This window comes from Epilithonimonas pallida (genome assembly GCF_900182975.1).
In the GTDB taxonomy this organism is placed as follows: Bacteria; Bacteroidota; Bacteroidia; order Flavobacteriales; family Weeksellaceae; genus Epilithonimonas; species Epilithonimonas pallida.
The window spans coordinates 203,048-228,484 of the sequence record NZ_FXUO01000002.1 but is presented as its reverse complement, the minus strand read 5'-3'; the positions used below and the strand labels follow the sequence as shown (position 1 = coordinate 228,484).

Here is a 25,437-nt window from a genome sequence, read left to right as displayed (position 1 = left end):
TTTTACGCCTTTGTGAACCTTAAAAATGTTTTCAATATTAATAAAAAATCTTTGTGGACTTTGTGTTCAAAAAAACTCTCACTTCTAAAATATAAATAAAATGATAACAATAAATAACCTCTCCAAAGTTTACGAAACCAAAAAAGTCTTATCCATAGAAAACCTAGAATTTCCAAAAGGTCAAACCATTGGCTTAGTCGGGAACAACGGTGCTGGAAAAACCACGCTGTTCAGTTTGATTCTGGATTTGATAGAACCAAGTTCAGGATTTGTTTCCATTGACGGCGAAAAAGTAAACGAATCCGAAAATTGGAAAAACAAAGTCGGTGCATTTATCGATGAGACTTTTCTCATTGGTTATTTGACTCCGGAAGAATATTTTTATTTCTTAGGAGAACTCAGAGGACAAAGCAAAGCGAATGTTGACGAATTCCTGAAAAACTTCACCGATTTCTTCAACGGAGAAATCCTGAATGCCAAAAAATTCATCCGCGACCTCTCTAAAGGCAATATGAAAAAAGTCGGCATCATCGGTGCATTGATAGGAACACCAGCGATTATCATTTTGGATGAACCTTTCGCAAACCTCGACCCATCGACCCAAATCAAATTGAAAAACCTCATCAGAGATTGGTCACAAAACTCAGACTCTACATTCCTGATTTCCAGCCACGATTTGGCTCACACCACAGAAGTTTGTGAAAGAATTGTGGTCATCAACAAAGGCGAATTGGTAAGAGATATCCAGACTTCTCCGGAAACTCTTAGAGATTTGGAGCAATACTTTGCAGACCAAGTTTCGATAAGTTAAATTTAATTTCTCGCAGATTTTGCAGATTAATAATTCCTCTGTTCAATTTGCGAAATAAAGAATTGATTAAAAAACCACAAAAGTCACAAAAGATATTATTTTTCTTTTGTGACTTTTGTGGTTCAATAATTTATTAATGTGAAGAAACGGCTTTCAATCCTACGATGGAAGCAATCAGTGTGAAAATAAAAAACAATCGCCAGAATGTCGCCGGTTCTTTAAAGATAAAAATCCCGACCAGGACGGTACCAACAGCGCCAATTCCTGTCCAGACTGCATAAGCCGTTCCCAACGGAAGTGTTTGCGTTGCTTTGATTAACAGAAGCATACTTGCAATCAGTGATATTCCGAATCCGGCATACCAAAGGTAAGATTCAGGGCCCGATGTTTCTTTGGCTTTTCCTAAACAAGATGTAAAACCCACTTCAAAAAGTCCTCCAAGAATTAATAAAATCCAGTTCATTACTTATCAATTTTAATGATGCAAATTTCCAAATTGAATGCTACAGATTTTTTTACAAATGTTAAAAAATTAATCAGATTTCGCTTCGGATTCTGCTCAGACTAACTTGTGTGATTCCCAAATAGGAAGCAATGTAACCCAATTGAACTCTTTGAATAATCTCGGGTTGTTTTGTTAAAAGTTCTTCATAACGCTGACTTGCCGTTCTGAATTGTCTGGAAATAAATAATTCTTCCGTTTTTACCAATTCTCTCTCAGCTAATTTTCTTCCCCAATTGGCAATATTGATATCGGTTTCAAATAGCTTTCGCAAAGCATCGATTTTTAATTGATACAAAACGCAATCTTCCAAAAGCTGAATATTTTCATAATTTTGATAATTATCAACATAGCTTTTCATTGGCAAAACCACGTCACCTTCTTTCCCAAACCAAAACGTAAGGTCTTGATTTTCCTGAGGAACAAAAGCTCTTACAATTCCTTTTTTAATAAAATAAACCGTCTTTTCTACTTTTCCGGCTTTGATGATAATACTATCTTTCGGAAACTCAACTTCTGAAATCAGATTCTTTAAAACTGATTTCGAATTTTCGGGAAGTGTAAAAATTTGGTTAAGAATTGTATCAATATTCATAAGCGAAATTTAATAAAAATAAAAACTCCGAGAATTACCCCGGAGCTTGTCTATTATCTTTTGTCTAAAAAGTCTATCATCTATTTAAGACTTCCTACCATATCTTCCGGCTTAACCCACTCATCAAATTGTTCAGCAGTTAACAATCCAAGATTGATAGCTTCTTCTTTAAGGGTTGTTCCGTTTTTGTGAGCTGTTTTAGCAATTTTTGCTGCGTTTTCGTAACCGATGTGCGTATTCAACGCTGTTACAAGCATCAGAGATTTGTCAACCAGTTCTTTGATTCTCGGTTCATTTGGCTCAATTCCAACCGCACAATGATCATTGAAAGAAATCATCGCATCCGCCAACAACTGTGCAGATTGTAAGAAGTTCGCAGCCATAACTGGCTTGAAAACATTCAGCTCATAATTTCCTTGTGTTCCAGCAAAAGAGATTGTTGTATCGTTCCCCAAAACCTGTGCACAAACCATAGTAATCGCTTCATTTTGAGTTGGATTCACTTTTCCTGGCATAATAGAAGAACCAGGCTCATTTTCAGGAATGAAGATTTCTCCAATTCCCGAACGTGGGCCCGATGCTAATAGTCTGATATCCTGAGCAATTTTATAAAGAGAAACTGCCAATTGTTTCAACGCACCGTGTGTTTCCACAATTCCGTCATGCGCAGCCAAAGCCTCGAATTTATTCGGAGCTGTTACAAATGGCAATCCTGTAAAATCAGCAATATATTTTGCTACCAAAACGTCATAACCTTTTGGTGTATTTAATCCAGTTCCAACCGCAGTTCCGCCAAGAGCCAATTCTTTCAAATGGTCAAGCGTATTGTTGATTGCTTTTTTAGCATAATCCAACTGCGCCACATAACCCGAAAATTCTTGTCCCAAAGTCAAAGGCGTTGCATCCATCAGGTGTGTTCTTCCGATTTTGACAATGTTCTGATATTTTTTTGCTTTTTCGTCCAGCGTATTTCTCAGTTTATCCAGAGCTGGCAAAGTCGCTTTTACCACTTTAGTATAAGCTGCGATGTGCATTGCTGTTGGATAAGTATCGTTGGAAGACTGGGATTTGTTCACGTCATCATTCGGATGCACTTCCGTTTTTTCGCCCAATTGTCCGCCACTATTCACGTGAGATTTGTTAGCAACCACCTCGTTCACATTCATATTAGATTGTGTTCCCGAGCCGGTTTGCCAGATTACCAATGGAAATTGGTCATACAATTCTCCAGCAAGAATCTCATCACAAACTTTCCCGATAGCATCTCTTTTTTCATTAGAAAGAACGCCTAATTCCGCATTGGTATAGGCCGCCGCTTTTTTCAGGTAAGCAAATGCATCGATGATTTCGCGCGGCATACTTCCTTCCGGACCAATTTTGAAATTATTTCTGGAACGCTCCGTCTGCGCACCCCAAAATTTATCAGCAGGCACTTGCACTTCGCCCATCGTGTCTTTTTCGATTCTGAAACTCATTATATTTGATTTAAATTTTTAATTACCATAAAAGTCACAAAAGAAATATTCATAAACTTAGAAAAAGTTTTCTTAGCTAAGTTTTAGGACTTTGCGACCTTAAAAACAGGTTGTTAAATTATAATTCTTTGCGGACTTTGCGTTTAAAATAATCCTGCAAAGGAGATACAATTACAACCTTACGAAAATACTAAAAACTGAAAATTCAGCAAAATGAAAAAAATCAAGCGATAAATTTTGTCAGATTTAATTAAATCTTCTATTTTTGCTTAAAATTATAGCATTATGATGTTATCAGCTTTTTGGCCGTTTTACCAATTCCTTTGGACTGTTTACTTCTTCACAATGATGTTGTGCGGATTCTGGTGTATTTTGATGTTCTTCGGATTCATCGTACCACTTTGGTTAACAGAAGGTGTTGCAGAATACTTTGGTAAAATCAACAAAAACTTTGACCCGGAAAAAGTAAGATACAAGAAATTGTACGAGCAGGAAGGTGTAGAAGTTATCTACCAAAGACCAGCAGGCGAAAGACCAGCGAGTCACGGTCACCACCATTAATTAGGCAATTTTCTTTTCGTGAGAGATTGCACTCAAAGCGAAACAATATATAAGAATCCATTCTTTCGAGAGTGGATTTTTAATTTTTAACCACAAAGGCACAAAGAGGATTCATAAGGAACACAATTAATTGCTAACATATAGATAGAGTTGTGTGGTAAATATAATTTGAAAACTTCCGACATCTATCTTCCGCTTCCATCTTAAAACTTAAATCATTATCTTTGCCAACTAAAATTTACCTATGTCTAAGTCATTAATTCCGAAACTGGAAGCGATAAAACAACGATATAATGAGGTGGCCGACCTTATCATCCAACCGGATGTGATAACAGACCAAAAACGATATTCTTCACTTAACAAAGAATACAGCGATCTTGGAAAGATTGTGAAAGTATTCGATGCATATAAAGCGGCGCTTGACACGATTGCAGAGTCTGACGAAATCATCGCAGATGGTTCTGATAAAGAGTTCGTGGAAATGGCGAAACAGGAAAAGTACGAAGCCCAGGACAAGCTTCCGGGTTTTGAAGAAGAACTGAAATATCTCCTCATTCCGAAAGATCCTGCCGATGACAAGAACATCATCCTGGAAATGCGTGCCGGAACAGGTGGTGACGAAGCGGCGATTTTCGTAGAAGATATGTACAGAATGTATTCCATGTATTTCAAAACTAAAGGTTGGAAGCACGAAATCACTGACTCCAGTGAAGCATCCAAAGGTTATAAGGAATTGATAATGAAAGTGGAGGGCGAGAGTGTTTACGGTATTATGAAATTCGAGTCCGGTGTTCACCGTGTGCAGCGTGTTCCGGAAACCGAATCTCAAGGCCGTGTTCACACATCAGCCATTACGATTGCAGTTTTGCCGGAAGCTGAGGAAGTGGATGTGGAAATCAATCCTGCTGATATCGAGATGCAGACTTCCCGTTCAGGAGGTGCTGGTGGACAGAACGTTAACAAGGTTGAAACTAAGGTTCAGCTGACACACAAACCTTCCGGAATTGTTGTAGTTTGTCAGCAGGCGCGTTCTCAGTTGGCTAACAGAGAATTAGCAATGGAAATGTTGAGAGCAAAATTGTATGACATCAAACTTCAGGAAGTGGTTGGTGATATTGCAGCGCAAAGAAAAACAATGGTTTCTACCGGAGACCGTTCTGCAAAAATCAAAACGTACAATTATCCGCAAGGAAGGGTGACGGATCACAGAATCAACAAATCGATTTACAATCTTGATGCTTATATGAATGGTGATATCCAGGAAATGATGGATGCCGTAATAATGGCGGAAAATGCTGAAAAGCTGAAAGGCGAGGAAGAAGGAATTGCATAGTTATTCTAAATCCATATTATAAATAAAGCTCAATGGAATCTCATTGAGCTTTTTTATTTGATTTTATCAATGCCTCTCAAACCGTTGAAACGGACGCCATATTTCCAGTTGCAATAAGCGAAGAATTGATATAGTCTGTATTCAAAATCGAAACCGTAATTTTCTTTGGGATCATAATCGATGGCCACTTCGTAGAAGTTGGGATTGACACCGGAATAGAAACGGTTATTCCATTCGGTTACGAGCAATTGGTTTCTGGCTTTCAGGCTGCTTTCCGTAAACATTGATTTAGGTTGTGCTCTGGTAGCAACGAAAGTTTCATATTCGGCATCAAAAACCGTAATTTCCCATTCGTCAGCAGAATCGGTCTTTTTCTGGGTGGATAAATTGGGCTTGGCATTATCGGATACATGTTTTGGATTTGATGTGCAAGACCAAATCAGTCCGGTAATGACAATGATGGCGAAAAGATTTTTCATTTTAATTGTTCATTTACAGTTAATCAAAATAAATGCTTCACATCGGTTTAACATTGAATCGCACGCAGCCCGACTTGAGCGGAGCTCGTTTTTGTTATTGCAATTGTACCAAATTTCAAAGGATAGCTTTACTTTCTTCGCAATGACAAAAACAGCGGGAGCGGAAGGCGGAAATAGCTGCCATAAAAATAACAAAATTGCTATTCGACGGAGTCAAAGGCTGCCCAAATAAAATTAATAAAAAAACCGTTCCAAAATTTGAAACGGCTGATTTATTTTTAAGGTTCTTTTTGCAGGACAACGAAAGCAGGGAAATGGTCGGAATAACCACCGGTAAACTTGTCGCCGTTCCATGATCGGAATGGATAACCTTTGTAATTGCCTTCTTTTGTAATGAGATAATCCGGTGCATAGATCTCAGCTTTGAAAACTGAATAATCTTTTCTTAACTCGTTATTTGGTGAGTAGAGATTGGCTGAAACGATAATCTGGTCAAATAAGTTTGGGGCATCCTGATAAGCCAAAGAAGCAACTCCTTTTTTGTACAAAGGATACATCAGATTAAGGTAATGATTGTCTTCGTTAAGGTCTTTTGGGTTGCCAACGGCTTTCAGATAATTTTTCAAACTTGGACTGATAGGATCATCATTGAAGTCTCCCATTGCAAACAACTTAGTTGAAGGATCCAGAGCTTTTACGCTGTCCATCTGCTGTTTAAGAATTGTGGCGGCAGCATTACGTTTTGGAAGAGATGCTGCTTCACCGCCACGTCTGGATGGCCAGTGATTTAAGAAGAACGCAACTTTTTCGTTATCAAGAAAACCGGTCAAAACTACGATGTCTCTTGTGTATTCTCTTTTACCGCCTTCTCCGAAGATTTTCACTTCTTTTTTCCAGGATTTGGAAGGGGAGAATCTTCTTTTCTGATAGATGAAAGCGACATCAATACCTCTGTAATCATAAGAGTTGTAATGGACAACTCCGTAATCGTATTTTGCGATAGCTGGTTCTTTAACAAGATCTTCGACAACCTGTCTGTTTTCCACTTCTATAAGACCAACAACAACCGGAGCGGTATTTGTGTAGGCTCTTCCCATTTCGGAAATCACTTTGGCTTCATTTTGCAGTTTTTGTTTATACACGTTATAGGTGTAATTTTTACCACTTTTTGGGGTAAACTCTTCCGAACCACCTTGTATTCTAACTACTTTTTTACCAATAAGAGATTCGTCATTCCAAGGACCGGCATAATCTTTCTCGGTAACCTCCAGATATTTTAAAGAATCCAAAGGGACGCTTCTGTGAAAAGCAGGATTGCTTCTGTCTTTTGTTCCGTCTATATAATCTGCTGAACGAACGGTATCCCAAAGGTTTTCTACGTTCAAAAATCCAACAGTTGCAGCACGAACTTGTCTTTTTTGTGCAAACACTAAGGAAATGCTAAAAATAGCGATTACGCTAAATAAATTTTTCATAATATAAAAAATGTAGGGCTACAAAAGTAATTTTTTTTATATACCTGCAAAATAAAAATTTAATGTTTTTAAAAAATGTTGTTATAACTGCTGAAAAATTAAAATTTTGTTAAAATAAAAATAAAATGTTAAAAAGTTTTAATTATCAAAAATTTATTTACATTTGCCTTCCCGTGTATAACGGACTGTATATTAGAAAAAAAGAGCAAACAAAACCTAATTGATTTATGATTAAAAAATTATCATTAATCTCCTTATTTACAATGCTTCCGGCATCATTTTACTTTGCACAGACTACGGTTTTTGCATACCTGAAAGATGCTGACGGGAAACCGGTGGAAAAAGCACAAGTTAGTCTAAAAGGAGAAGGTAATGATGTTACGGCAGACAAAATTGGTTATTTCCAGTTCGTAGATCTGAAATCCGGACATTATCAAGTTGTGGTATCCAAGCCTAATTTCGAAACCAAAACTTTGGAATTTGACGTTACTACAGAAAAAAGAAAAGATTTGGGGGTTATTACCCTTTATTCTGCATTGACAGGGGCAGATCAAGGTTTGGCAATCCTTGATAATGCCGATGATGAAGGCAGCGGACAAACCTCAACAGTCGGTCTATTGCAATCATCTCAAGATGTTTTCAACAGAATCGCAAGTTTTGACTTAGGCTTTTATTGGTTCAGACCAAGAGGTGTAGATGGTAGAACTTCTGAAAATATGTTGAATGGTGTCTCTATGGTAAAATCTGATAACGGGAATGTAGATTTCTCTAATTGGGGAGGTCTTAATGAAATTGTAAGATATCCTGAAATTGCAGCTAACCATTCACCTTCCGAATATGCTTTTGGTGGTGCTAGTGGTGTTATTTATAAAAATACCAAAGCCAGTGAATACAGAAAGGGATTCCAGGCAGTATATTCGATTACGAATAGAAATTACAGACAAAGGGTTTCTTTGAGATATACATCGGGTATGTCAAAAAGTGGTTGGGCATTTACATTAATGGGTGCTAAAAGATGGGCGGAAGAAGGAATCCAGGAAGGAACTTTCTATGATGCTTATGGAACTTATCTGGGCATTGAGAAAAAAATTAACGATAATCACACGGTTACCTTCAGTGCGTTTGCTTCGCCTACAAGAAGATCTACTTCTAGTCCTAATACACAAGAAGTTTATGACTATAGAGGCGTGCATTATAACTCTTATTGGGGTTGGCAAAATGGGGAAAAGAGAAGTGAAAGAGTAAGAAAAGGGTTTCAGCCTATTTTTCAGTTACAGGATTTCTTGAAGCTTAATAAAAATTCAAGCCTTTGGACTTCAGTGTCTTACCAATTTGGTAAAGATAGCGGTTCCAGATTGGATTGGCAAAATGCAAGTAATCCATCGCCAACTTATTATAAAAAATTACCCAGTTATTATTCCAACAGTATAGATTATAACGCTTATCATAATAGTACTGATCCCGCCTTATATCAGTTGTTAAAAGAAGGTCGTGATGCAGCTATAGAAAACTGGGCAACTAACAATCAGGATGTCACTCAGATTAACTGGAATTCTTTATATGATACCAATCGTAGAAAAGATAGCTTTGATCAACAGGAAATGTTTACAAAATATGGACTTACAGGAAACAGAGCAAAATATTTTCTTGTTAATGACGTAAGTGATGATAAGATTTGGAATGCTGCGACACATTATACCTATAACTTTACAGACAAATCAAAATTCTTACTGAATGTATCATATCAGAATTTCCGTTCTGAATATTACAGAGAAGTTGAGGATATGTTGGGAGCAGATTATGTACTTGGAGTTGATCCATTTGCGGACTCTAACAGAAAGGGCTCTTCCGGGTTATATGATGTGAATGATACCAATCTTGCAAAACATGTTGGTGATAAGATCGGGTACAATTATATATTAAGAAGACAAGAAGTAAAGGTCAATCCAGGATTTAAATTTTCTACTGGAAATTTTGATGTTTTTGTAAGTGGTTTATTCGGATATTCTACGTCTAACAGAGAAGGTCTGTTTAAGCATTATCTTTATCAGAATAATTCTCTTGGAAAAGGTAATGATTACAATTATTGGAATTATGGTTTAAAAAGCCAAATCGTTTACAGATTGAATGGTAGAAATTTCTTAGTTTACAACGGAGCATATTTTACACAAGCTCCTTTCTTGGAAGATATTTTCATTAATCCAAGGAATAATAACTACTCAGCTCCAGGGATTAAAAACGCAAAAATTAATGCTAATGACTTGAGCTATGTTGTTTCTACTCCTATTATGAAATTAAGATTAACTGGTTATATCGTTGATACGCAGGATGACACCAATGTGCAAAGGTTTTTTGCAGATGGACTTACTCTTGCTACAAGCACCAATGATGAGAATACAGGTGTTGCAGATCAGACAGCCAGTGCTTTTGTGGTACAAACAATGTCTAATGTGAACAAGAGAAATATGGGGGCAGAATTGGGTGTTGATTATAAAATACTTCCAACACTTTCTTTCCAAGGGGTTGCCAATTGGGGAGATTATACTTACAGAAACAATCCTACGGTATATTTTGCATCAGATGTAGTGGCTGCTCCGTATGTTGATTATGGGAAAACAAACATCAAAGGAATGAAAGTTGGAGGAACGCCTCAGAAAGCTTTCTCTGCAGGACTACGTTATAACAATCCTCACTATTGGTGGGTAGGTGCAAATTGGAACTATCTGGATGATAATAATTTAGATCCTAATGCTATAACAAGAAGTGACGAATGGATTCAAAACAATTATAGTAGTACACCTATTACAACCTTGGATCAGGAAAAAATAGCTTACTACATGAAACAGAAAAAGCTACCTTCTGCGCATTTTATTAATGCTAATGTTGGAAAGTCTTGGATCTTTGGGAAATATTATTTGTTGATTTCTGCATCTGTTAACAATATTTTAGATAATACGAAATATATAACCGGTGGATTTGAGCAAATAAGAAACACCAACGGAAATGTAGATTTTGAGAATGATTTTAATAGTAAGACCCCTAACTTTGCACCTAAGTATTGGTATACACAAGGGCGTTCCTATTTCGTAAACTTACAAGTTAGATTCTAAAAAAATAACCACAAGAAATTAAAAGCAATGAATATTAAAAATATTTTAAAAATTAGTTTTGGAGCTGCGGCATTAGTGGCTACCCAAGTTTCGTGTGTCCAAGATGATAATTGGGATGCACCAGAGATTACGTGTACCAACAAATGGGATGCACCAACAAAGACAATGGCAGAAGTTGTAGCTATGGCTAATGTTCTTCCTGCAAGTACATACTCAGATGGTAATCCAAAGCAACTACCGGCAGATGATCCAAATGTTGCGGGTGACGAGATTATTTTTGACGCGTATGTAGTGTCATCTGATGCAGGAGGTAACTTTTATAAAACAATTTCTATCCAAGACAAACCAGAGAATCCTACTGTAGGACTATCAATTGGAATCAATAAATCTATGAATTATGTAGATTTTCCAGTTGGAGCACACATCAGAATTAAAGCTAACGGAATGGTTATTGGAAAATCTTTTAATACAATGCAGTTGGGGGTAAAGGATCCTAATTATCCACTTGGAAGAATTCCAGAATCAATTATTGGAAGATATATTTCTGGTGTTTGTAGTGGAAATGGTTTAGAAATTGTTGACATTGTTCCAACTGTTGTAACAATAAATCAACTGACAAGTTCTACAACTGGCGACAAATATCTTAATACTTTGGTAAAGGTGAAGAATGTACAGTTCTCAGATTCTCAAATTGGTCTTGCTTTAATGGCAACTGATATTTCCGGAGCATTTATCGATACAGATAGAACAATTACTGATGGTACTGGTTCAACTGCAATAAGAACAGACGGATTTTTTAAAGCAACTTCTTACCGTATTCCAAACAAAAGTGGTGAAATTACTTTTGTATCAAGTAAGTATAATGCTAATTACCAGGGTATCATCAGAGGTACCAGCGATATCAACCTTACAAATGAATTACCAGCTAAGCTTTTGGTAGAAGGCTTTGATAATAGTAGCTACACTACAAATGGTTGGACAGTTGTAAATAAAACGGGTACACAAACTTGGGGCTTTACAACGTTTGGAAATCCTGCACCTTCTGCTTATATCAATGGTGGTACTAGTGGAGCAAATGAAGATTGGCTTATTTCTAAAGAACTATCATTGGAAGGATATACCAACAGCTCTTTAGCTTTTGACACTTGGAGAAACTTTACTGCGACAGGTTCTAGTCTTACGGTTTATGTAACAGATAACTATACAGGAGATCCATCAACTACAACTTGGACAAGCATTCCTGCAACAATTGCAACTTCAAACGTATTTGTTAATTCAGGAGTTCAATCTTTAAACGCCTTTGCAGGGAAAAAAATAAGAATAGCATTCAAATATGTTAATGCTGCTGGTTCTGCTTACGCATATGAATTAGATAATGTTATTGTAAGAGCAACCAAATAATATTATATTAGGTTATACTAAATAATAAATCCCGCAACAGCGGGATTTTTTGTTTTAAAATATTCCGGAATTCTGTGTTTTCATTTTTCGCCAAAGTTTTCTTCCAAAAAATAAGACAAGAATCAATAAAACAATGGCGAGAATAAAAGCAAGTACAGGCAAAAAAATTGAAAGAATTGACATCAATCCGGCTCCGGCAGTTTCCGTAGTAGCAACCACATTATTCCCAATTCCGGCAGTAGTTGCGGTAGAAGCAGCTCTTGTACCGGCAAATCCAGCTGAAATAGTTGCAGCAGTCCCGCCACCAGCAATCAATGCCAAAGCCCATTGAGGAAAAGTTCCCAATTCCATAAACTGGCTTGCAAAAAGAATAGATCCGGCAATGGTTGCTAACGGAATCGAGATCGTGTCAAGAAAATTGTCAACTACAGGAATATAATAAGCCAGAATTTCAATAACTGTAGCAATACCGGTTGTGATAAGAGTTGGCAATCCAGATAGCCATTCGAAGTTATCGTTCATTGGAATCCACCCAAGATAAGATGCAAGACTAACGGCGAACATCGGTAAAAAAACTCTGAATCCCGAAGCCGCAGCCAGGCCAATGCCAATAAAGGTGCTCAAAACGTAAGGTAAAATATCGCTCATTTGTAATTTGTTTGAGAATAAAATTACAAATTAAAAGCTGACGCTATCCTTTTTTCTTTTTACAAAGATTAATAAATTGTTTTTCAACATCAGAAAAATGTTCCGGCAAATCTTTAGAAATCCAGAATAACATAGCTAGCGTTTGTTCCCCAAAAGCATCAAAATAAGTAGCTTTATTAAGTCTGTAAGACTCTCTCAAAAGACGTTTGATTCGGTTTCTGTCTACAGCTTTTTTGAAAAATTTCTTAGAAACAGAAACACCTATTTTACAGGATTCGATCGGATACTTTTCTGATGAACTGAAGTAGATGATTCTCATATTTTCTGCAGACAGCCATTTGCCTTTCTTGAACAGAAGGTCGATCTCTGATTTTTTTTTCAGCTTTTCTCGGGAAGGATAACCGTTGATTTTCAAATTGTTATTTTCTTCCGGTTAAATGATTAATGACTTCTGCTGCAGCATACAAACCAAAAATAGCAGGAATAAAGCTGATCGTTCCATAGAATGAACGTTTGAAGTTGGTTCCATCTGTCATTTTAAGGCTGTTTTCGTCCTGTAATTCTGTAGAGAAAACACATCGGAAACCTTTGTTGATTTTCTCTTTTTTCAGACGTTTTCTTACTTGTCTTGCCAAAAGGCAATTGTTGGTTTTACTGATATCACGAACCATCACTTTGCTTGGGTCGGTTTTTCCGCCGGCTCCCATCGAGGAAACTAGTTTTATTTTATGTCGTCGGCAAGTTCTGATGAGTGTCAGTTTAGGAGTCAGAGAATCAATGCAGTCAAGAACATAATCGAATTTTTCTGATTTGATTAATTCTTCCATTCTTTCCGGCTCCAGAAATTCATTGATTTTTGTAAGCTCTAATTTTGGATTGATATCCATTAACCGGTCACCAACCAATTCTACTTTATGCTGGCCAATTGTGGAATGGAGTGCGGGCAATTGCCTGTTGATATTGGTTATATCAACCACATCACCGTCTGCGATGATCATTTTTCCAACACCGGCTCTTGCCAGGAATTCTGCAGCAAAAGATCCGACACCACCTAATCCAACGACCAAAACTTTAGCATTTTGTAGTTTTTCGATGCCTTCATCTTTAATAAGCAATTCGGTGCGTTCCAACCAAAATTTATCCATAATTAATTACATTTTCAAGATTTTCCCACATTTGGTTTTTCAGCTCTTCTAGAGAAATACATTTAATTTCCGAAACCTTTTCGTACAATTTTGCAATATCAAAATCGGCATCATCGGTTTCCAAAAATATCTTCTGAACAGGAAAATCTTCAATCAATTTTTGCAAAGATAAGTTATCTAAAGCTGCTTTTCCAAAACTGAGATAAAAGCCGGCATCCAAAAGCTCTTTTGCCGTGTTTTCTTTCTTGTTGAATCCATGAATGATTAGCGGCACTTTTGCTTTTTTGAAATGGAGAATTTGCGAAAATCTACGGACACAATGGATGATAATAGGTTTTCTAATTTCTTCTGCCCAGGTAATATGATTTTGGAACACTTCGTTTTGAAGTTTTTCATCGATTTCGATTAATCCATCCAAACCACATTCGCCTAGAGCGAGACAGTTTTTTGAAAGGGAAATTTCTTTGATTCTTTCAAAATCGGATTTCCAGTTTTCCGTAATGTCTTTTGGATGTAGACCTGCAGAAAAATTTACGAACGGGATTTCTTCATTAAGTTCTAAGTTGTAGATCCCGGTCTTATTTTGTTTGTGATGATGAAAATCCAAAAAATCCATAGTCAAAGATATGAATTTAAGGTCTTTTTCTGAACACCGAATTGCTTGCAGCAGACCCCTTTGACTTTGCTCAGGATAAACTGTGGACGGATAAAGCGGATCTAATTATTATGCTGATCATAAAAAGTTAAATTTTGTTAAAATCTGTTGTCGAAACTTATTGTAAATGATGAAAAATAGTTTAATTTTACATTAAATCTTTGGTTGCGAATGAGAAAAAAATTTACTGATAAACAGACAAAAATTCTGGATGTAGCAGAAGAACTGATTGCAAAAAAAGGCTTTGAAGGCACGTCTGTGAGAGATATTTGTTCGAAAGCGAATATCAATGTGGCTATGATTTCTTACTACTTTGGTTCTAAGGAAAAGATGATGTCTTACCTTTATCAGTATCGTGTGCAGAGAACAAAAGAAAGCTTTTCTGAGTTTGCACAGACCATAAAGGAAGGAAAACCCGAAATGCAGATGAAAGAGATTGTGAATTATGTGATCTCTTTGCTTTTCAAATACAGCTATTTTCACGGTTTTGTGACGCAGGAGATGCGTTCTTTGGATAATGTGAAGGATGATCTTTTGGAGTTTTACCAGACTTGTGTCGGCAGATTGGACGAGATCATCAAAAGAGGAATTGTTTCCGGTGTTTTTCATAATGCGCCAAAGTCTGAAGATATCCTGACAATGATTATCGGGTCGACTTTGTTTGTGATCAGGAACAAAAACTTCTATGAGATGTATGTTCCTGCAAACAACGATGCGCAATATATGAAAGAAGCTGAGCAGAAACTGAAGAACAGCACTTTGCTAAGTGTATTTGCTTTGTTGGATTATGACGCGGATTAGTTTTTCTCAAACTTCAGGGCTTCGTTAATATAAAATTCGATTTCTTTTGGTCTGTTTTTGAAGTCTTTTTCCGGGGATTCTTCGTTGCCTAATCTCACAATAATCATATCATATTCCGGGACTATAATAACGTATTGACCATTGAGTCCATGCATATAATAATGGTGGATTTTTGTGTCATAATTAATACGAAGGCCTAAACCATAAGTTCCGTTGGAATGTTCAGTCGGCGTTATCATTTGGTCAACAAAATTTTCGTTGATTAATGGGATATTTTCAAATTTCCCTTTATTCAGTAGTAAATATCCAATCTTTGCAAAATCTCTTGCATTGGAATGGATACAGCAAAACGATTTTTCTATCCCAAGATCATCCGTTGTCCATTTCGCATTTTGTTCCATCCCGAGAGGTTTCCACAGTTTTGCAGATGCATAAAAAGACAAAGGCATTTGCACAGCTCTACCAACAGCAAAACCTAAAAGTTGGGGAGCAATTGACTGATATTCGAATTGTTCTCCTGGATTTTGTTTGAATTTGCTTTTGAAAATAATATCGGAAAGGGAAAATCCATAGTATAATTCTGCATTTTGAGAGAGTGGATTTTTGTAATCATTCTTCCAGTCCAATCCTGTCTCCATTGAAGCAAGATTCGCTAAGGTTAGATTTTTCCCAAATTTGTCATTTGAAAATTCCTGATAGAATGTAGAAAATGGTTGATTAATGCTTTCTATTCTTCCGTCGTCAATGGCTTTTCCTAATAACAGCGTTGTTATGGTGTTGGCCATCGAAAATGAATTGCCCGGAGTAGCTTTATTATAATTCTCCCAATAATGTTCCTGCAGAATTTTTCCGTGCTGAATGATTAAAAAAGAAACTGATTTTGTTTCCTTAAGATGCTTTTCCAGTTCCGGAGATAATGCCGTTTTGTTATAATTAATATCGAGTGGCCAGGGTTTTGGGTTTCCTCTTGAAATAGTTTTCGATGGGAAGTCTGTTCCGTCATTTAACGTTGGTCCGGTTTCACCTCTTAGATAAGTCAATCTTATTCCACGGAAAAGATAATTGTAGCCGGTGATATATACCGTTAAAATAATTCCGGCAATCATCAATAAAACTATATTTAGAATTTTCTTCGCCATTCAGAGAGATTTATTTGTAAAAATATTTATTTTAATCAAATATTGATAATTTTGTTTGGAATGATTTTCGATTTTCCTGATTTATGAATGATGAATTGAAAAAACAGCAGCTCAAACGATATAAAACCCTCGCCACAGGATTATTTATTCTGATGGCCGTTACTTTTGTATCGATGACGATTTTACAAAAAGGAAATCATTCACATTGGATTGGCTATATCAGAGCATTTTCCGAAGCGGCGATGGTTGGTGCTTTGGCGGATTGGTTTGCTGTGACTGCGCTTTTCAATTATCCATTAGGACTTAAAATTCCACACACCAACCTCATCGAAAATTCTAAAGAAAAAATTGGCGATAATCTTGGGAACTTTGTGGTGGATAATTTTCTTTCTCCTCAAAATATCCGTCCTTACATTCAAAAACTAAAAGTTTCGGTTTATGTTGGCGATTGGCTTTCTAAGGATAAAAATCAGAATCTTTTGATTAATGAACTGTCATCAATTCTTAAAGATATTATTAATAAACTCGATGATGGATCTGTTGTGAAATTTATTTCAAATAAAGCTGAGGAAATGACAGATTCTATCCAGTTAAATTCGGTCATCGGAAACGGAATCGAATATCTTCTCAATAAAAATGATCATCAAAAAATCATTACCAACCTAAGTTCTCAAATCAAAAAGTATATTCTCGAAAATCAACAAATGATCTCTGAAAGAGTAGGAAAGGAGAGTTTCTTTTTGATTCCCAAATCTGTGGATAATAAAATTGCCGAAAAAATTACAAAAGGTTTAAGCGATTATTTTCTCGAAGTTGAAGAAAATCCTAGTCATCCATTACGATCAGAAATTACCAACAAAATCCTGGATTTTTCAAAAGAACTGAAAGAAGAATCTAAGTGGAAAACGGAGTTTGATTCGATCAAAACGGATTTTCTACAAAGTGATAAGATCAAACAATACTCATCCGATATTTGGCAATCTTTAAAATTATCATTGATGAAAGAATTGTCTGAAGAAGATTCTAAACTAAAATCTTATGTCAAAAAAAACATTGATGAATTTGTTTCTAACCTTCAAAATGATGAAAATTTCCAAAACCGAATTGACAATTGGGTTAGATTGACAGCCTATAAATATATTCTGAAAAACACTCAGAATTTTGGCGAACTCATCAGCACAACTGTCGGAAATTGGGAAGGCAAAGAACTCAGTCGAAAACTGGAATTAGAAGTCGGAAAAGATTTGCAATTTATAAGAATCAACGGAACAATCGTTGGTGGCTTGGTTGGTTTGCTGATTTACACGATTGCGAATTTTATTTAATGAATAAACCACAAAAGTCACAAAAGAATCATCTTAATGATAAACTTAGTTATATTAAATCAAAAAAACTCTTGTGACTTTTGTAGTTCAAAAAAGCCTCCAATTTTTGGAGGCTTTCTATTTTTATTTCTTCTCAAGAATTTTCTCGATGATTTTATGAGTAATCATATAAGTTGGTTTTACACCTGTGAGTCCAAGTCCGCCGGAAGATAATGTACTTCCTGTTTCCAATGGATTATCCGATGCATAATAAGCATACATTACAAACAGATCCGGAGAAATGTGATGACGGATTTTGCTCGCCACCTGAATCGCTTTTTGATAATGTGCGCCTTCCATTTCCAGACCGATGGCTTTCCAGGACGTTGTCATAAAGTAAGATAAAATGTCTTTGTTCTGAAGCGATGTTCCCAAAACAGTGATCATCGGTCCTTCGAAAGATTTGATCTCATCATCTACAAAATCAGTTGCCTTTAGAGCATTTTCGAAGACATAATTATCAGCAGTACCTTCAAAGATGTGAGAAGTCGGGATCATAATATCGCCTTTTCCTCCGGTTAAGATCCCGGCTTTACCCATTATCGAAACCGATTTCACTTTCATCATATAGACTTCGCCTTTCACTTCATAAGGTCTTAGTAATTCGTCCATTACCTCAAAAGCCTGTTCTCCAAAAGCGTAATCAAAAACCAGGATCACATCGTCACCTTTATATTTTTGATTGGCGAAAACGGTATTCTTAAGTTCAGTCTTGGCAAGATCGATGATTTGAACATCAATGTTGCTTCCGCTATTGTCATCAATATAGATCATTCCTTCTTTCAGAGCGTGATCAAGCACTTTTTCCTGAAGTTCTTTTTTGTTACTGATGTCAGCAAATAATTTATAATCAACCTCTTTTGTTCCTTTTTTATTAAGAGCATCATTGGCAAAAACCATATTTTTCACAGAGTGCATATTGGCACTGATGATATGAAGCGGTCTCATATGAAGATTGTTTTCCACCAAAACCTGTTTGATCTTATTGGCCCATTTTTCCCCGAAAAGGTGATGTCCGACTCTTTCCTGAAGAATGGCTGAGAAATAGATTTCTCTCTCTCTCAATTCTTTCCAGTCTTCCAGGCTAATCTGACCGAGCCAGTAAATAATCTTGAACAAGCGGTCGGGATTTTTATCATCTCCGAAGTTGTTATAAGCATTAAGTGTTTCATCAAAAGTTCGTCCTAAGAAAGAGGAAAGATGAATCAATGCGACTTCTTTTTCTTTTCTGCTGTATTTTTTCTCGCCTTTAGCAACTTCTTCGATGATTTTCCAGATGCGTTTCGGGCGACCTTCGTTATCCAGATCGAAACCTATGTTTCTGATTTTGTCTGCTTCCAGATAAAGGAACGTTAAGTGAGTCAGGATGTCATAAATTTCAGAGCGACCCAAAAGAACTTCGATGTTCATCTGGTGTTCATCTATTCTGTAGCAATTTCTGCGTCTTTTCTTCGGAACGATTGGTTCAAAACTTCCTTTATCGAAGCCTTCGTCGGAAGTTAAATGGATAAAAGAACATTCTTCGATACCTTCCGGAAGACGATCAAGAACATAAAGCAAACCGTCTAGTTCTATCTTATTAGGAACGCTCATACTTCCGTAGATCTCCGGATTGATAATCATTAATAATTTTCTTAATGATTCACCCGACACTCCAGATGGTTTGAAAAATCCTCTATAGAATAAGTGTCTCATAGAGACATATAATCTTTCGATAGCTTCTGTGGTTTCTCTTGCTCTTGAATTTGCCATATATTAAAATTTTTGTAAAAGTCTGCAAAGTTATGAAAATTTATTTAAATCAAAATAAAATATTTAAACATTTGATTTTGAGATTGTTATTGTCTTTTATTGATTGTTATTGCTTTCTTGACAACAGTTTTTAAAGTTAAACTTTCCTGTCTATATTCTAAAATAAATTTTTATTCATGTTTTGATAATAAAAACTAAACATTCTTTTCTCTTTAACTTGTGTTGATGTTGTGAAATTAAGGGGTTGTTGTTAGTTAAAATTTATTTTATTTGAAAGTGTCTATAAATTTTAAGGGGTAAACTAATTTCGAATTATATTTTTTGTAAATTTGCCTCGTTTAAAATAACACACTTTTATGTCAACATTAAGATTTAAAGCCTTAGCCGAGCTTCCATTCAGAAATTACAGAAAAGATAATTTCATAGAAGTTCCTGCAAAACTGTCTGAATTGTTTTGTCAAAATGTATTCTCAGAAGAAACAATGAGAGAATATCTGACTAAAGAAGCGTTCCAATCTATTTTGGACGCCATTAAAAAAGGAACAAAAATCCAGAGACACATTGCAGACCAGGTAGCTGTTGCGATGAAGGATTGGGCTATGTCAAAAGGCGTTACCCACTACACGCACTGGTTTCAACCGTTAACAGGTGCAACTGCTGAGAAGCACGATTCTTTCTTTACACCTATAGAGGGTGGAAGAGCTATCGAGAGATTCAGTGGCGGAATGTTGATTCAACAGGAGCCGGATGCTTCTTCTTTCCCGAATGGTGGAATCAGAAATACATTCGAAGCGAGAGGTTATACCGCTTGGGATCCGACTTCTCCGGCTTTCATTATGGGAACTACACTTTGTATTCCTTCGATTTTCATTTCTTACACTGGTGAGACTTTAGATTATAAGGCGCCATTATTAAGAGCTTTGAACGCGGTTGATGAAGCAGCGACAGATGTTTGTAAATCTTACTTCGATAAAAACGTAACAAAAGTTTCTCCGACACTGGGTTGGGAACAGGAATATTTCCTGGTAGATACAGCTTTGTATCAATCAAGACCGGATTTGGTTTTGACAGGGAAAACTTTACTTGGACATTCTCCGGCGAAAGGACAACAGCTTGATGATCATTATTTCGGTTCGATTCCTACAAGAGTAATGAACTATATGAAGGAATTGGAAATCGAATGTATGAAGTTGGGAATTCCTGTAACAACGCGCCACAATGAGGTTGCTCCAAATCAATTTGAATTGGCGCCAATGTTTGAAGAAGCGAATGTTGCTGTTGATCACAATTCATTATTAATGGATATTATGGCGAGAATTGCTCACAAGCATCACTTCCATATTTTATTTCACGAAAAACCATTTGCCGGTGTCAACGGAAGTGGAAAACATAACAACTGGTCTTTGGGAACTGACACAGGCGAAAACCTTTTGAGTCCGGGTAAAAATCCGAAGAAAAACCTTCAGTTCCTGACGTTCTTTGTGAATACTTTGAAAGCGGTCCACGATTATGCGGATTTGTTGAGAGCATCTATCGCATCTGCGAGCAACGACCACAGATTGGGAGCTAACGAAGCGCCGCCGGCAATCATTTCTGCTTTCATTGGAAGCCAGTTGTTCGGTGTTTTGGAAGAATTGGAAAAAGTGACGGACGGAAAATTGTCTCCGGAAGAGAAAACAGAATTAAAACTGAATGTTGTTGGAAAAATCCCTGAAATTCTTTTAGATAATACTGACAGAAACAGAACATCTCCATTTGCATTCACAGGAAACAAATTCGAAATCAGAGCGGTTGGTTCTTCTGCAAACTGTGCGGAAGTAATGACTGTAATGAACGTAATTGCTGCTAAACAATTGAAAACTTTCAAGGCTGAAGTGGATGCTTTGATTGAAACTGGTCTTAAGAAGGATGAAGCCATTTTCAATGTATTAAGAGAATACATCAAGCAATCTAAGAGCATTATGTTCGAAGGTGACGGTTATTCAGACGATTGGGCAAAAGAAGCTAAGAAAAGAGGTCTTAACAACTTGAAAACAACTCCGGAAGCTCTTAAAATGGAATTAGACCAAAAATTCGTTGAGCTTTATGAAGAGTTAGGAATTTACTCACACCGTGAGTTCGAAGCCAGAAACGAAATCAAGCTGGAAAAATATTCAACAGTCATTGATATCGAAGCCAGAGTTTTGGCAGATATCGCAAGAAACCACATTATTCCTGCAGCGCTTAATTATCAAAACAGATTAATTGAGAACGTTAAAGGATTGAAAGAAATTTTCAGCGAGAAAGAATTCAAGACTTTGGCAAAAGAACAATTGAGTTTGATTTCTGATATTTCCGGTAATGTTTCTCAAATCAAAGTTGGTGTTGATAATCTTTTGGCAGCGAAAGAAAAGGCTAAAAATACATCAGGAAGTCAAAAACAAGCAGAGGAATACTGTAACAAAGTTAAGCCTCTTTTTGATAACATCAGAGAGGCATCAGATGCTTTGGAAATGATGGTAGACGATGAGCTGTGGCCGATGACAAAATATAGAGAATTACTCTTCACTAGATAAATATCTACAAAAACGTTAAAGAATCTTAACTAAAAATAAAACCGCAAAGTCTAAATAAAGGCTTTGCGGTTTGTTTTTTTTTAACATTCTTAAAAAGACTGTTAAATTATGTTAAACTCAAGAACGCTCAAATTGATTTGAAATGTCCTTTAATGAGTATTGGCTATTTTTGCTATGCAATCACAAAAAACCAACTCAAGTTTAACACAAATAATTAAATATATATGAAGAAAAGAGTTCTAGTTTATATCTTATTTGTGACCACGTTTTTTTCGCTTCAGTCTTGCGTTTCTAACTATGTGGTTTCTAACAATCAAACATACAAAACTGATGCCAAGTTTGCATCATTGGATGTAAACGTAAAACCCGTAACAAACAAATCAAACAACAAAGGACAACAAGTTTTAGCATCTATTGCTAATACCAATGAGGTTATCAAAAGATCTGCGATAGAAAATGCGATCAAATACAGCAACACCATTGACAATATCTTATCTGAAGCTGAAAGTTATCTAGGAACTCCATACAGATTCGGGGGAACTTCCAGAAGCGGAATAGATTGCTCGGCATTCGTGTTATCAGTATTTGGCGCAGCAGCAGGTATGAACTTGCCAAGAGTTGCAGCTCAACAATCTCAAGAAGGAGATTCTGTAGAAAAAACAGAACTTCAGAAAGGAGATCTGGTGTTTTTCTCACACAGAGGTAGCAGAATTTCTCATGTGGGAATCGTGGAAGAGGTAACGCCGGAAGGTGAGGTGAAGTTCATTCACGCAGCAACGTCCAAAGGTGTAATGGTTTCTTCTCTGGATGACAGCTATTGGGGACCAAAATTCAAATTCGCTAAGCGAATCGTTAAAGAGAACACATTAAGTGCATTAAATAATTAGAGAGACTGAAAAATATTCAGAAAAAACCTCAGAAGCATTTCTGAGGTTTTTTATTTTATAACATATAAAGGACGATTATCTCGATTTATTTTTTAATAAGTTTGATGTTTTGTGTAGATTTTGAACTTTGAACAGAAACATTATAAATTCCCGGTTTAAGATTCGCGATATCATATTTTTCAGAATTAAGATCTGAAAATTCTTTGATCAATTTTCCTGAAAGATCAAAAACTTTTACAGATTCTGGTTTTTCGTTATTTGAGTTTAGCTGAAAGTAGTTGTCTGTAGGGTTAGGATATAGTGTTAAGCTTTTTTTACTAAAATCACTAACTGACATTAATGGGGTAGCTGTTACATTAATATCATCTACACTCAGCAGGTTTCCATTGGTATAGTCGTTTACCCAAGCCAGATAGACAGTTTGCCCTGCATAAGCGGATAAATTAACCGTATATGGTGTTAGCTGACTTGAAATAGGAACATTGGGAGCATGATCTACTGTCTCAATATTAGTGAAAGCTGCTTTTGTAGTATTAGTTGTAGAAATTTTTAGTTTGAAACCATCATCGTAAGGGCTTACATCATGAGATCTTGCAAAAAATTCAAGAGAGATTGTAGAGTTTGAAGGTAAGGTTATAGCCGGAGAGATAAGCCATCTGTCTGCCGGTGCTATTGTAGTAAACCATGAAGGCGAGGAAACTACCGTATTTCCACTTTCCGCACTCCACTTAACAATTTCCCAAGCATTGGAAAATAATGCTGCATATGTACCGTAAGGAGTATTTGTGTCATTGTAAAGTGTCCAGTTTGCACCATATAAGTCTGTTACGTTTTCAAAATCTTCTGTATAAACTGATGTTTGCGCGTGGCATATAACTGATGTAAATAGAGCAGAGAATAGAAGTTTTTTCATATCAAATCATTTTTATTATATATAAAGATATGAAAAAAGCCATAGAATTATATTCTATGGCTATGATATTTTATCTGGAATACTTTTTATTCCTCAGATTTTTCTTCAGTTGTCGGAACAAGTGGAGATTGATCTTTTACTTCTTCTGCCATTTCTTCATCTTCATCATCCATTGCAGCAGCACCTCCTTTCATAGCATTTCTAGACATCTTAACAGCTACGATAACAGCATTGTCCGGATGCATAAAAGTGTAAGCGTCATTTTTAAGAGCCTCAACATAGAATTTGTTACCGATTCTCAATGGTGTTACATCTACAACGATTTCGTCCGGCAAGTTTGCAGGAATCGCTTTTATTTTCAGTTTTCTGAAAGTTTGTCTAAGAACACCACCGGCAACAACACCTCTTGCACGACCAGTAATTCTTACAGGAACGTCCATAATTACCGGCTTATCGTCTGATAATTGATAGAAATCCACATGTAGGATTCTGTCTGTGATTGGGTGAAATTGGATATCCTGAAGAACAGCAGGAATTGTTTGTCCGTCAACCTCAATAGATACCGTGTGTGCTTCAGGAGTATATACCAAACCTTTGAAAGATTTTTCTTCAGTAGAAAAATTCAATGGCTCTTTACCTCCGTAAACAACACAAGGAACTAATTCAGCATCACGTAAAGCTTTTGTAGACTTTTTGCCCACGCTTTCTCTTTTTGTACCTTGAATTGTAATAGATTTCATTATATAATGATTAAAATTTGAGGTTGCAAATATATAATTTTTTTCTTAGATAATGAATTTATCACTAATTGATTTGTGTTCGTGCACGCTATTCATCACATCGGCAAATAAGGATGCGCAGGAAAGCACCTTTATTTTGGAGGATTTATCCATTTTTTGCGGGATAGAATCTGTTACGATAACTTCCAATAATTTAGAATTTTCGATATTTTCATAAGCTTTACCCGAAAGTACACCGTGTGTTGCCATTGCTCTTACAGATCTCGCTCCTTTTTCCATTAAGATATCCGCTGCTTTGCAAAGTGTTCCTGCAGTGTCAATCATATCATCAATAAGAATCACATTTTTATCCTTAACATCCCCAATCAGAAACATCTCTTCAACCACATTGGCTTTTTTTCTTTCTTTATAGCAGATTACGACATCGGCACCCAGATGACCTGCGTAGTTTTTTGCTCTTTTTGCTCCCCCCATATCCGGTGATGCAATGGTAAGATTATCCAGATTAAGTGACTGAATATAGTCCACGAAAATAGTAGAAGCATAAAGATGATCGACAGGAATCTCAAAGAAACCTTGGATCTGATCAGCATGAAGATCCATCGTCATAATTCTCGTCGCTCCTGCAGCCGTCAAAAGATTGGCAACTAGCTTTGCTCCGATTGGTGCTCTCGGCTTATCTTTTCTGTCTTGTCTTGCTAATCCGTAATATGGGATTACAACTGTAATATTCTTTGCAGAAGCTCTTTTGGCCGCATCGATCATTAATAACAATTCCAAAAGATTGTCTGCCGGAGGAAAGGTAGACGCGATAAGAAAAACCCGGCTTCCTCTAACGGATTGTTCCAAAACCGGTTCAAATTCTCCGTCGCTGAAATGCTGAATATTGATTTTTCCCAATGGCTGCCCATAGAACTGAGCAATTTTTTCTGCCAACTCGTGGCTGGTTCTCGTAGAAAACAAATAACTTGCTTGATCTGACATTTTTACTTTTTTGCAAATTTAAAAAATAATGAAAAGTCTCAAAGTCTATTTGTGAACTTTTCATAGATTCTTTTCAGACTGTTCATAACCGAAAGTGTTGTAATACCCATTA

General features: G+C 36.4%; 23 protein-coding genes. 9 read left to right on the top strand and 14 right to left on the bottom strand.

Annotation, left to right across the window (positions count from 1 at the left end):
• Nucleotides 1-100 precede the first annotated feature (100 nt).
• Complete coding sequence (locus tag QOL71_RS04255) at nt 101-811, top strand: ABC transporter ATP-binding protein (RefSeq protein ID WP_283415726.1); 711 nt, start codon at nt 101-103, stop codon at nt 809-811.
• A gap of 133 nt (nt 812-944) precedes the next feature.
• On the opposite strand, the gene QOL71_RS04250 is transcribed toward QOL71_RS04255, so the two are convergent.
• The 3 genes from QOL71_RS04250 to fumC form a co-directional block, all read right to left on the bottom strand.
• A complete protein-coding gene (locus QOL71_RS04250; protein WP_283415725.1) occupies nt 945-1,274 on the bottom strand; it encodes a DMT family transporter in 330 nt (109 codons plus the stop codon).
• 73 nt (nt 1,275-1,347) lie between these two features.
• On the bottom strand, nt 1,348-1,908 hold the full coding sequence (locus QOL71_RS04245) for a Crp/Fnr family transcriptional regulator (protein WP_283415724.1): 561 nt from the start codon (nt 1,906-1,908) through the stop codon (nt 1,348-1,350).
• Between the two features lie 80 nt (nt 1,909-1,988).
• The gene (fumC, locus tag QOL71_RS04240) at nt 1,989-3,383 is read right to left on the bottom strand and encodes a class II fumarate hydratase (RefSeq protein ID WP_283415723.1); all 1,395 of its coding nucleotides are present in this window, start codon (nt 3,381-3,383) and stop codon (nt 1,989-1,991) included.
• A 285-nt stretch (nt 3,384-3,668) separates the two neighbouring features.
• Here fumC and QOL71_RS04235 point away from each other — a divergent pair, with 285 nt between their 5' ends.
• Complete coding sequence (locus QOL71_RS04235; protein WP_120211965.1) at nt 3,669-3,944, top strand: hypothetical protein; 276 nt, start codon at nt 3,669-3,671, stop codon at nt 3,942-3,944.
• Between the two features lie 244 nt (nt 3,945-4,188).
• Complete coding sequence (gene prfA, locus QOL71_RS04230) at nt 4,189-5,277, top strand: peptide chain release factor 1 (RefSeq protein ID WP_283415722.1); 1,089 nt, start codon at nt 4,189-4,191, stop codon at nt 5,275-5,277.
• Nucleotides 5,278-5,330: 53 nt separating this feature from the next.
• On the opposite strand, the gene QOL71_RS04225 is transcribed toward prfA, so the two are convergent.
• Together QOL71_RS04225 and QOL71_RS04220 are read right to left on the bottom strand one after the other, a co-directional pair.
• Nucleotides 5,331-5,756, bottom strand: a complete 426-nt coding sequence (locus tag QOL71_RS04225) for a DUF6146 family protein (RefSeq protein ID WP_283415721.1) — start codon at nt 5,754-5,756, stop codon at nt 5,331-5,333.
• Nucleotides 5,757-6,034: 278 nt separating this feature from the next.
• Nucleotides 6,035-7,231, bottom strand: a complete 1,197-nt coding sequence (locus QOL71_RS04220; protein ID WP_283415720.1) for an endonuclease/exonuclease/phosphatase family protein — start codon at nt 7,229-7,231, stop codon at nt 6,035-6,037.
• Nucleotides 7,232-7,458: 227 nt separating this feature from the next.
• Between QOL71_RS04220 and QOL71_RS04215 the strand changes: the two genes are divergently transcribed.
• Both QOL71_RS04215 and QOL71_RS04210 read left to right on the top strand, forming a co-directional pair.
• Nucleotides 7,459-10,341, top strand: coding sequence for a carboxypeptidase-like regulatory domain-containing protein (locus QOL71_RS04215; protein ID WP_283415719.1), 2,883 nt, complete (start codon nt 7,459-7,461; stop codon nt 10,339-10,341).
• A gap of 27 nt (nt 10,342-10,368) precedes the next feature.
• Nucleotides 10,369-11,742 carry a M949_1556 family lipoprotein gene (locus tag QOL71_RS04210; RefSeq protein ID WP_283415718.1) on the top strand — a complete coding sequence of 458 codons (1,374 nt, stop codon included), beginning with the start codon at nt 10,369-10,371 and terminating at the stop codon, nt 11,740-11,742.
• A 54-nt stretch (nt 11,743-11,796) separates the two neighbouring features.
• Here the strand turns inward: QOL71_RS04210 and QOL71_RS04205 are convergent, their stop codons facing one another.
• Genes QOL71_RS04205 through QOL71_RS04190 form a run of 4 tightly spaced genes read right to left on the bottom strand, consistent with a single transcriptional unit; the run spans nt 11,797 to nt 14,151 of the window.
• Nucleotides 11,797-12,390 (bottom strand): DUF4126 domain-containing protein, encoded by a 594-nt coding sequence (locus QOL71_RS04205; protein ID WP_120211960.1) that lies wholly within the window; start codon nt 12,388-12,390, stop codon nt 11,797-11,799.
• Nucleotides 12,391-12,433: 43 nt separating this feature from the next.
• Nucleotides 12,434-12,805: a ribonuclease P protein component gene (rnpA, locus tag QOL71_RS04200; RefSeq protein ID WP_283415717.1), complete on the bottom strand. Its 372-nt coding sequence runs from the start codon at nt 12,803-12,805 to the stop codon at nt 12,434-12,436.
• Between the two features lie 4 nt (nt 12,806-12,809).
• Entirely contained in the window at nt 12,810-13,535 is a 726-nt protein-coding gene (locus QOL71_RS04195) for a tRNA threonylcarbamoyladenosine dehydratase (RefSeq protein ID WP_120211958.1), read from the bottom strand.
• Nucleotides 13,528-14,151, bottom strand: a complete 624-nt coding sequence (locus QOL71_RS04190) for a TatD family hydrolase (protein WP_283415716.1) — start codon at nt 14,149-14,151, stop codon at nt 13,528-13,530. The genes QOL71_RS04195 and QOL71_RS04190 overlap by 8 nt, the downstream gene beginning before the upstream one ends.
• Nucleotides 14,152-14,361: 210 nt before the next feature.
• On the opposite strand from QOL71_RS04190, the gene QOL71_RS04185 reads away from it, so the two are divergent.
• On the top strand, nt 14,362-14,991 hold the full coding sequence (locus tag QOL71_RS04185) for a TetR/AcrR family transcriptional regulator (RefSeq protein ID WP_120211956.1): 630 nt from the start codon (nt 14,362-14,364) through the stop codon (nt 14,989-14,991).
• Here the strand turns inward: QOL71_RS04185 and QOL71_RS04180 are convergent.
• On the bottom strand, nt 14,988-16,130 hold the full coding sequence (locus QOL71_RS04180; protein WP_283415715.1) for a serine hydrolase domain-containing protein: 1,143 nt from the start codon (nt 16,128-16,130) through the stop codon (nt 14,988-14,990). The two genes, QOL71_RS04185 and QOL71_RS04180, sit on opposite strands and share 4 nt — an antisense overlap.
• Before the next feature lie 83 nt (nt 16,131-16,213).
• Between QOL71_RS04180 and QOL71_RS04175 the strand changes: the two genes are divergently transcribed.
• A complete protein-coding gene (locus QOL71_RS04175; protein WP_283415714.1) occupies nt 16,214-17,455 on the top strand; it encodes a DUF445 domain-containing protein in 1,242 nt (413 codons plus the stop codon).
• Between the two features lie 123 nt (nt 17,456-17,578).
• Here QOL71_RS04175 and QOL71_RS04170 read toward each other — a convergent pair whose 3' ends face one another.
• Nucleotides 17,579-19,246 (bottom strand): DUF6909 family protein, encoded by a 1,668-nt coding sequence (locus tag QOL71_RS04170; RefSeq protein WP_120211953.1) that lies wholly within the window; start codon nt 19,244-19,246, stop codon nt 17,579-17,581.
• Nucleotides 19,247-19,602: 356 nt separating this feature from the next.
• Here QOL71_RS04170 and QOL71_RS04165 point away from each other — a divergent pair, with 356 nt between their 5' ends.
• The gene (locus QOL71_RS04165) at nt 19,603-21,801 is read left to right on the top strand and encodes a glutamine synthetase III family protein (protein ID WP_283415713.1); all 2,199 of its coding nucleotides are present in this window, start codon (nt 19,603-19,605) and stop codon (nt 21,799-21,801) included.
• A gap of 224 nt (nt 21,802-22,025) precedes the next feature.
• A complete protein-coding gene (locus QOL71_RS04160) occupies nt 22,026-22,688 on the top strand; it encodes a C40 family peptidase (protein ID WP_283415712.1) in 663 nt (220 codons plus the stop codon).
• A gap of 85 nt (nt 22,689-22,773) precedes the next feature.
• Here the strand turns inward: QOL71_RS04160 and QOL71_RS04155 are convergent, their stop codons facing one another.
• The 3 genes from QOL71_RS04155 to QOL71_RS04145 all read right to left on the bottom strand — a co-directional run bounded on the left by QOL71_RS04155 (nt 22,774) and on the right by QOL71_RS04145 (nt 25,325).
• Nucleotides 22,774-23,601 (bottom strand): T9SS-dependent choice-of-anchor J family protein, encoded by an 828-nt coding sequence (locus QOL71_RS04155; protein WP_283415711.1) that lies wholly within the window; start codon nt 23,599-23,601, stop codon nt 22,774-22,776.
• 86 nt (nt 23,602-23,687) lie between these two features.
• Complete coding sequence (locus tag QOL71_RS04150) at nt 23,688-24,341, bottom strand: 50S ribosomal protein L25/general stress protein Ctc (protein ID WP_283415710.1); 654 nt, start codon at nt 24,339-24,341, stop codon at nt 23,688-23,690.
• A 45-nt stretch (nt 24,342-24,386) separates the two neighbouring features.
• A complete protein-coding gene (locus QOL71_RS04145; RefSeq protein WP_283415709.1) occupies nt 24,387-25,325 on the bottom strand; it encodes a ribose-phosphate pyrophosphokinase in 939 nt (312 codons plus the stop codon).
• Nucleotides 25,326-25,437 lie beyond the last annotated feature (112 nt).

What these genes read in the sequence shown, in the direction of transcription:
- QOL71_RS04255 (WP_283415726.1), top strand. Translation starts at nt 101, where the DNA reads ATGATAACAATAAATAACCTCTCCAAAGTTTACGAAACCAAAAAAGTC.
- QOL71_RS04250 (WP_283415725.1), bottom strand. Translation starts at nt 1,274, where the DNA reads ATGAACTGGATTTTATTAATTCTTGGAGGACTTTTTGAAGTGGGTTTT.
- QOL71_RS04245 (WP_283415724.1), bottom strand. Translation starts at nt 1,908, where the DNA reads ATGAATATTGATACAATTCTTAACCAAATTTTTACACTTCCCGAAAAT.
- fumC (WP_283415723.1), bottom strand. Translation starts at nt 3,383, where the DNA reads ATGAGTTTCAGAATCGAAAAAGACACGATGGGCGAAGTGCAAGTGCCT.
- QOL71_RS04235 (WP_120211965.1), top strand. Translation starts at nt 3,669, where the DNA reads ATGATGTTATCAGCTTTTTGGCCGTTTTACCAATTCCTTTGGACTGTT.
- prfA (WP_283415722.1), top strand. Translation starts at nt 4,189, where the DNA reads ATGTCTAAGTCATTAATTCCGAAACTGGAAGCGATAAAACAACGATAT.
- QOL71_RS04225 (WP_283415721.1), bottom strand. Translation starts at nt 5,756, where the DNA reads ATGAAAAATCTTTTCGCCATCATTGTCATTACCGGACTGATTTGGTCT.
- QOL71_RS04220 (WP_283415720.1), bottom strand. Translation starts at nt 7,231, where the DNA reads ATGAAAAATTTATTTAGCGTAATCGCTATTTTTAGCATTTCCTTAGTG.
- QOL71_RS04215 (WP_283415719.1), top strand. Translation starts at nt 7,459, where the DNA reads ATGATTAAAAAATTATCATTAATCTCCTTATTTACAATGCTTCCGGCA.
- QOL71_RS04210 (WP_283415718.1), top strand. Translation starts at nt 10,369, where the DNA reads ATGAATATTAAAAATATTTTAAAAATTAGTTTTGGAGCTGCGGCATTA.
- QOL71_RS04205 (WP_120211960.1), bottom strand. Translation starts at nt 12,390, where the DNA reads ATGAGCGATATTTTACCTTACGTTTTGAGCACCTTTATTGGCATTGGC.
- QOL71_RS04195 (WP_120211958.1), bottom strand. Translation starts at nt 13,535, where the DNA reads ATGGATAAATTTTGGTTGGAACGCACCGAATTGCTTATTAAAGATGAA.
- QOL71_RS04190 (WP_283415716.1), bottom strand. Translation starts at nt 14,151, where the DNA reads ATGGATTTTTTGGATTTTCATCATCACAAACAAAATAAGACCGGGATC.
- QOL71_RS04185 (WP_120211956.1), top strand. Translation starts at nt 14,362, where the DNA reads ATGAGAAAAAAATTTACTGATAAACAGACAAAAATTCTGGATGTAGCA.
- QOL71_RS04180 (WP_283415715.1), bottom strand. Translation starts at nt 16,130, where the DNA reads ATGGCGAAGAAAATTCTAAATATAGTTTTATTGATGATTGCCGGAATT.
- QOL71_RS04175 (WP_283415714.1), top strand. Translation starts at nt 16,214, where the DNA reads ATGAATGATGAATTGAAAAAACAGCAGCTCAAACGATATAAAACCCTC.
- QOL71_RS04170 (WP_120211953.1), bottom strand. Translation starts at nt 19,246, where the DNA reads ATGGCAAATTCAAGAGCAAGAGAAACCACAGAAGCTATCGAAAGATTA.
- QOL71_RS04165 (WP_283415713.1), top strand. Translation starts at nt 19,603, where the DNA reads ATGTCAACATTAAGATTTAAAGCCTTAGCCGAGCTTCCATTCAGAAAT.
- QOL71_RS04160 (WP_283415712.1), top strand. Translation starts at nt 22,026, where the DNA reads ATGAAGAAAAGAGTTCTAGTTTATATCTTATTTGTGACCACGTTTTTT.
- QOL71_RS04155 (WP_283415711.1), bottom strand. Translation starts at nt 23,601, where the DNA reads ATGAAAAAACTTCTATTCTCTGCTCTATTTACATCAGTTATATGCCAC.
- QOL71_RS04150 (WP_283415710.1), bottom strand. Translation starts at nt 24,341, where the DNA reads ATGAAATCTATTACAATTCAAGGTACAAAAAGAGAAAGCGTGGGCAAA.
- QOL71_RS04145 (WP_283415709.1), bottom strand. Translation starts at nt 25,325, where the DNA reads ATGTCAGATCAAGCAAGTTATTTGTTTTCTACGAGAACCAGCCACGAG.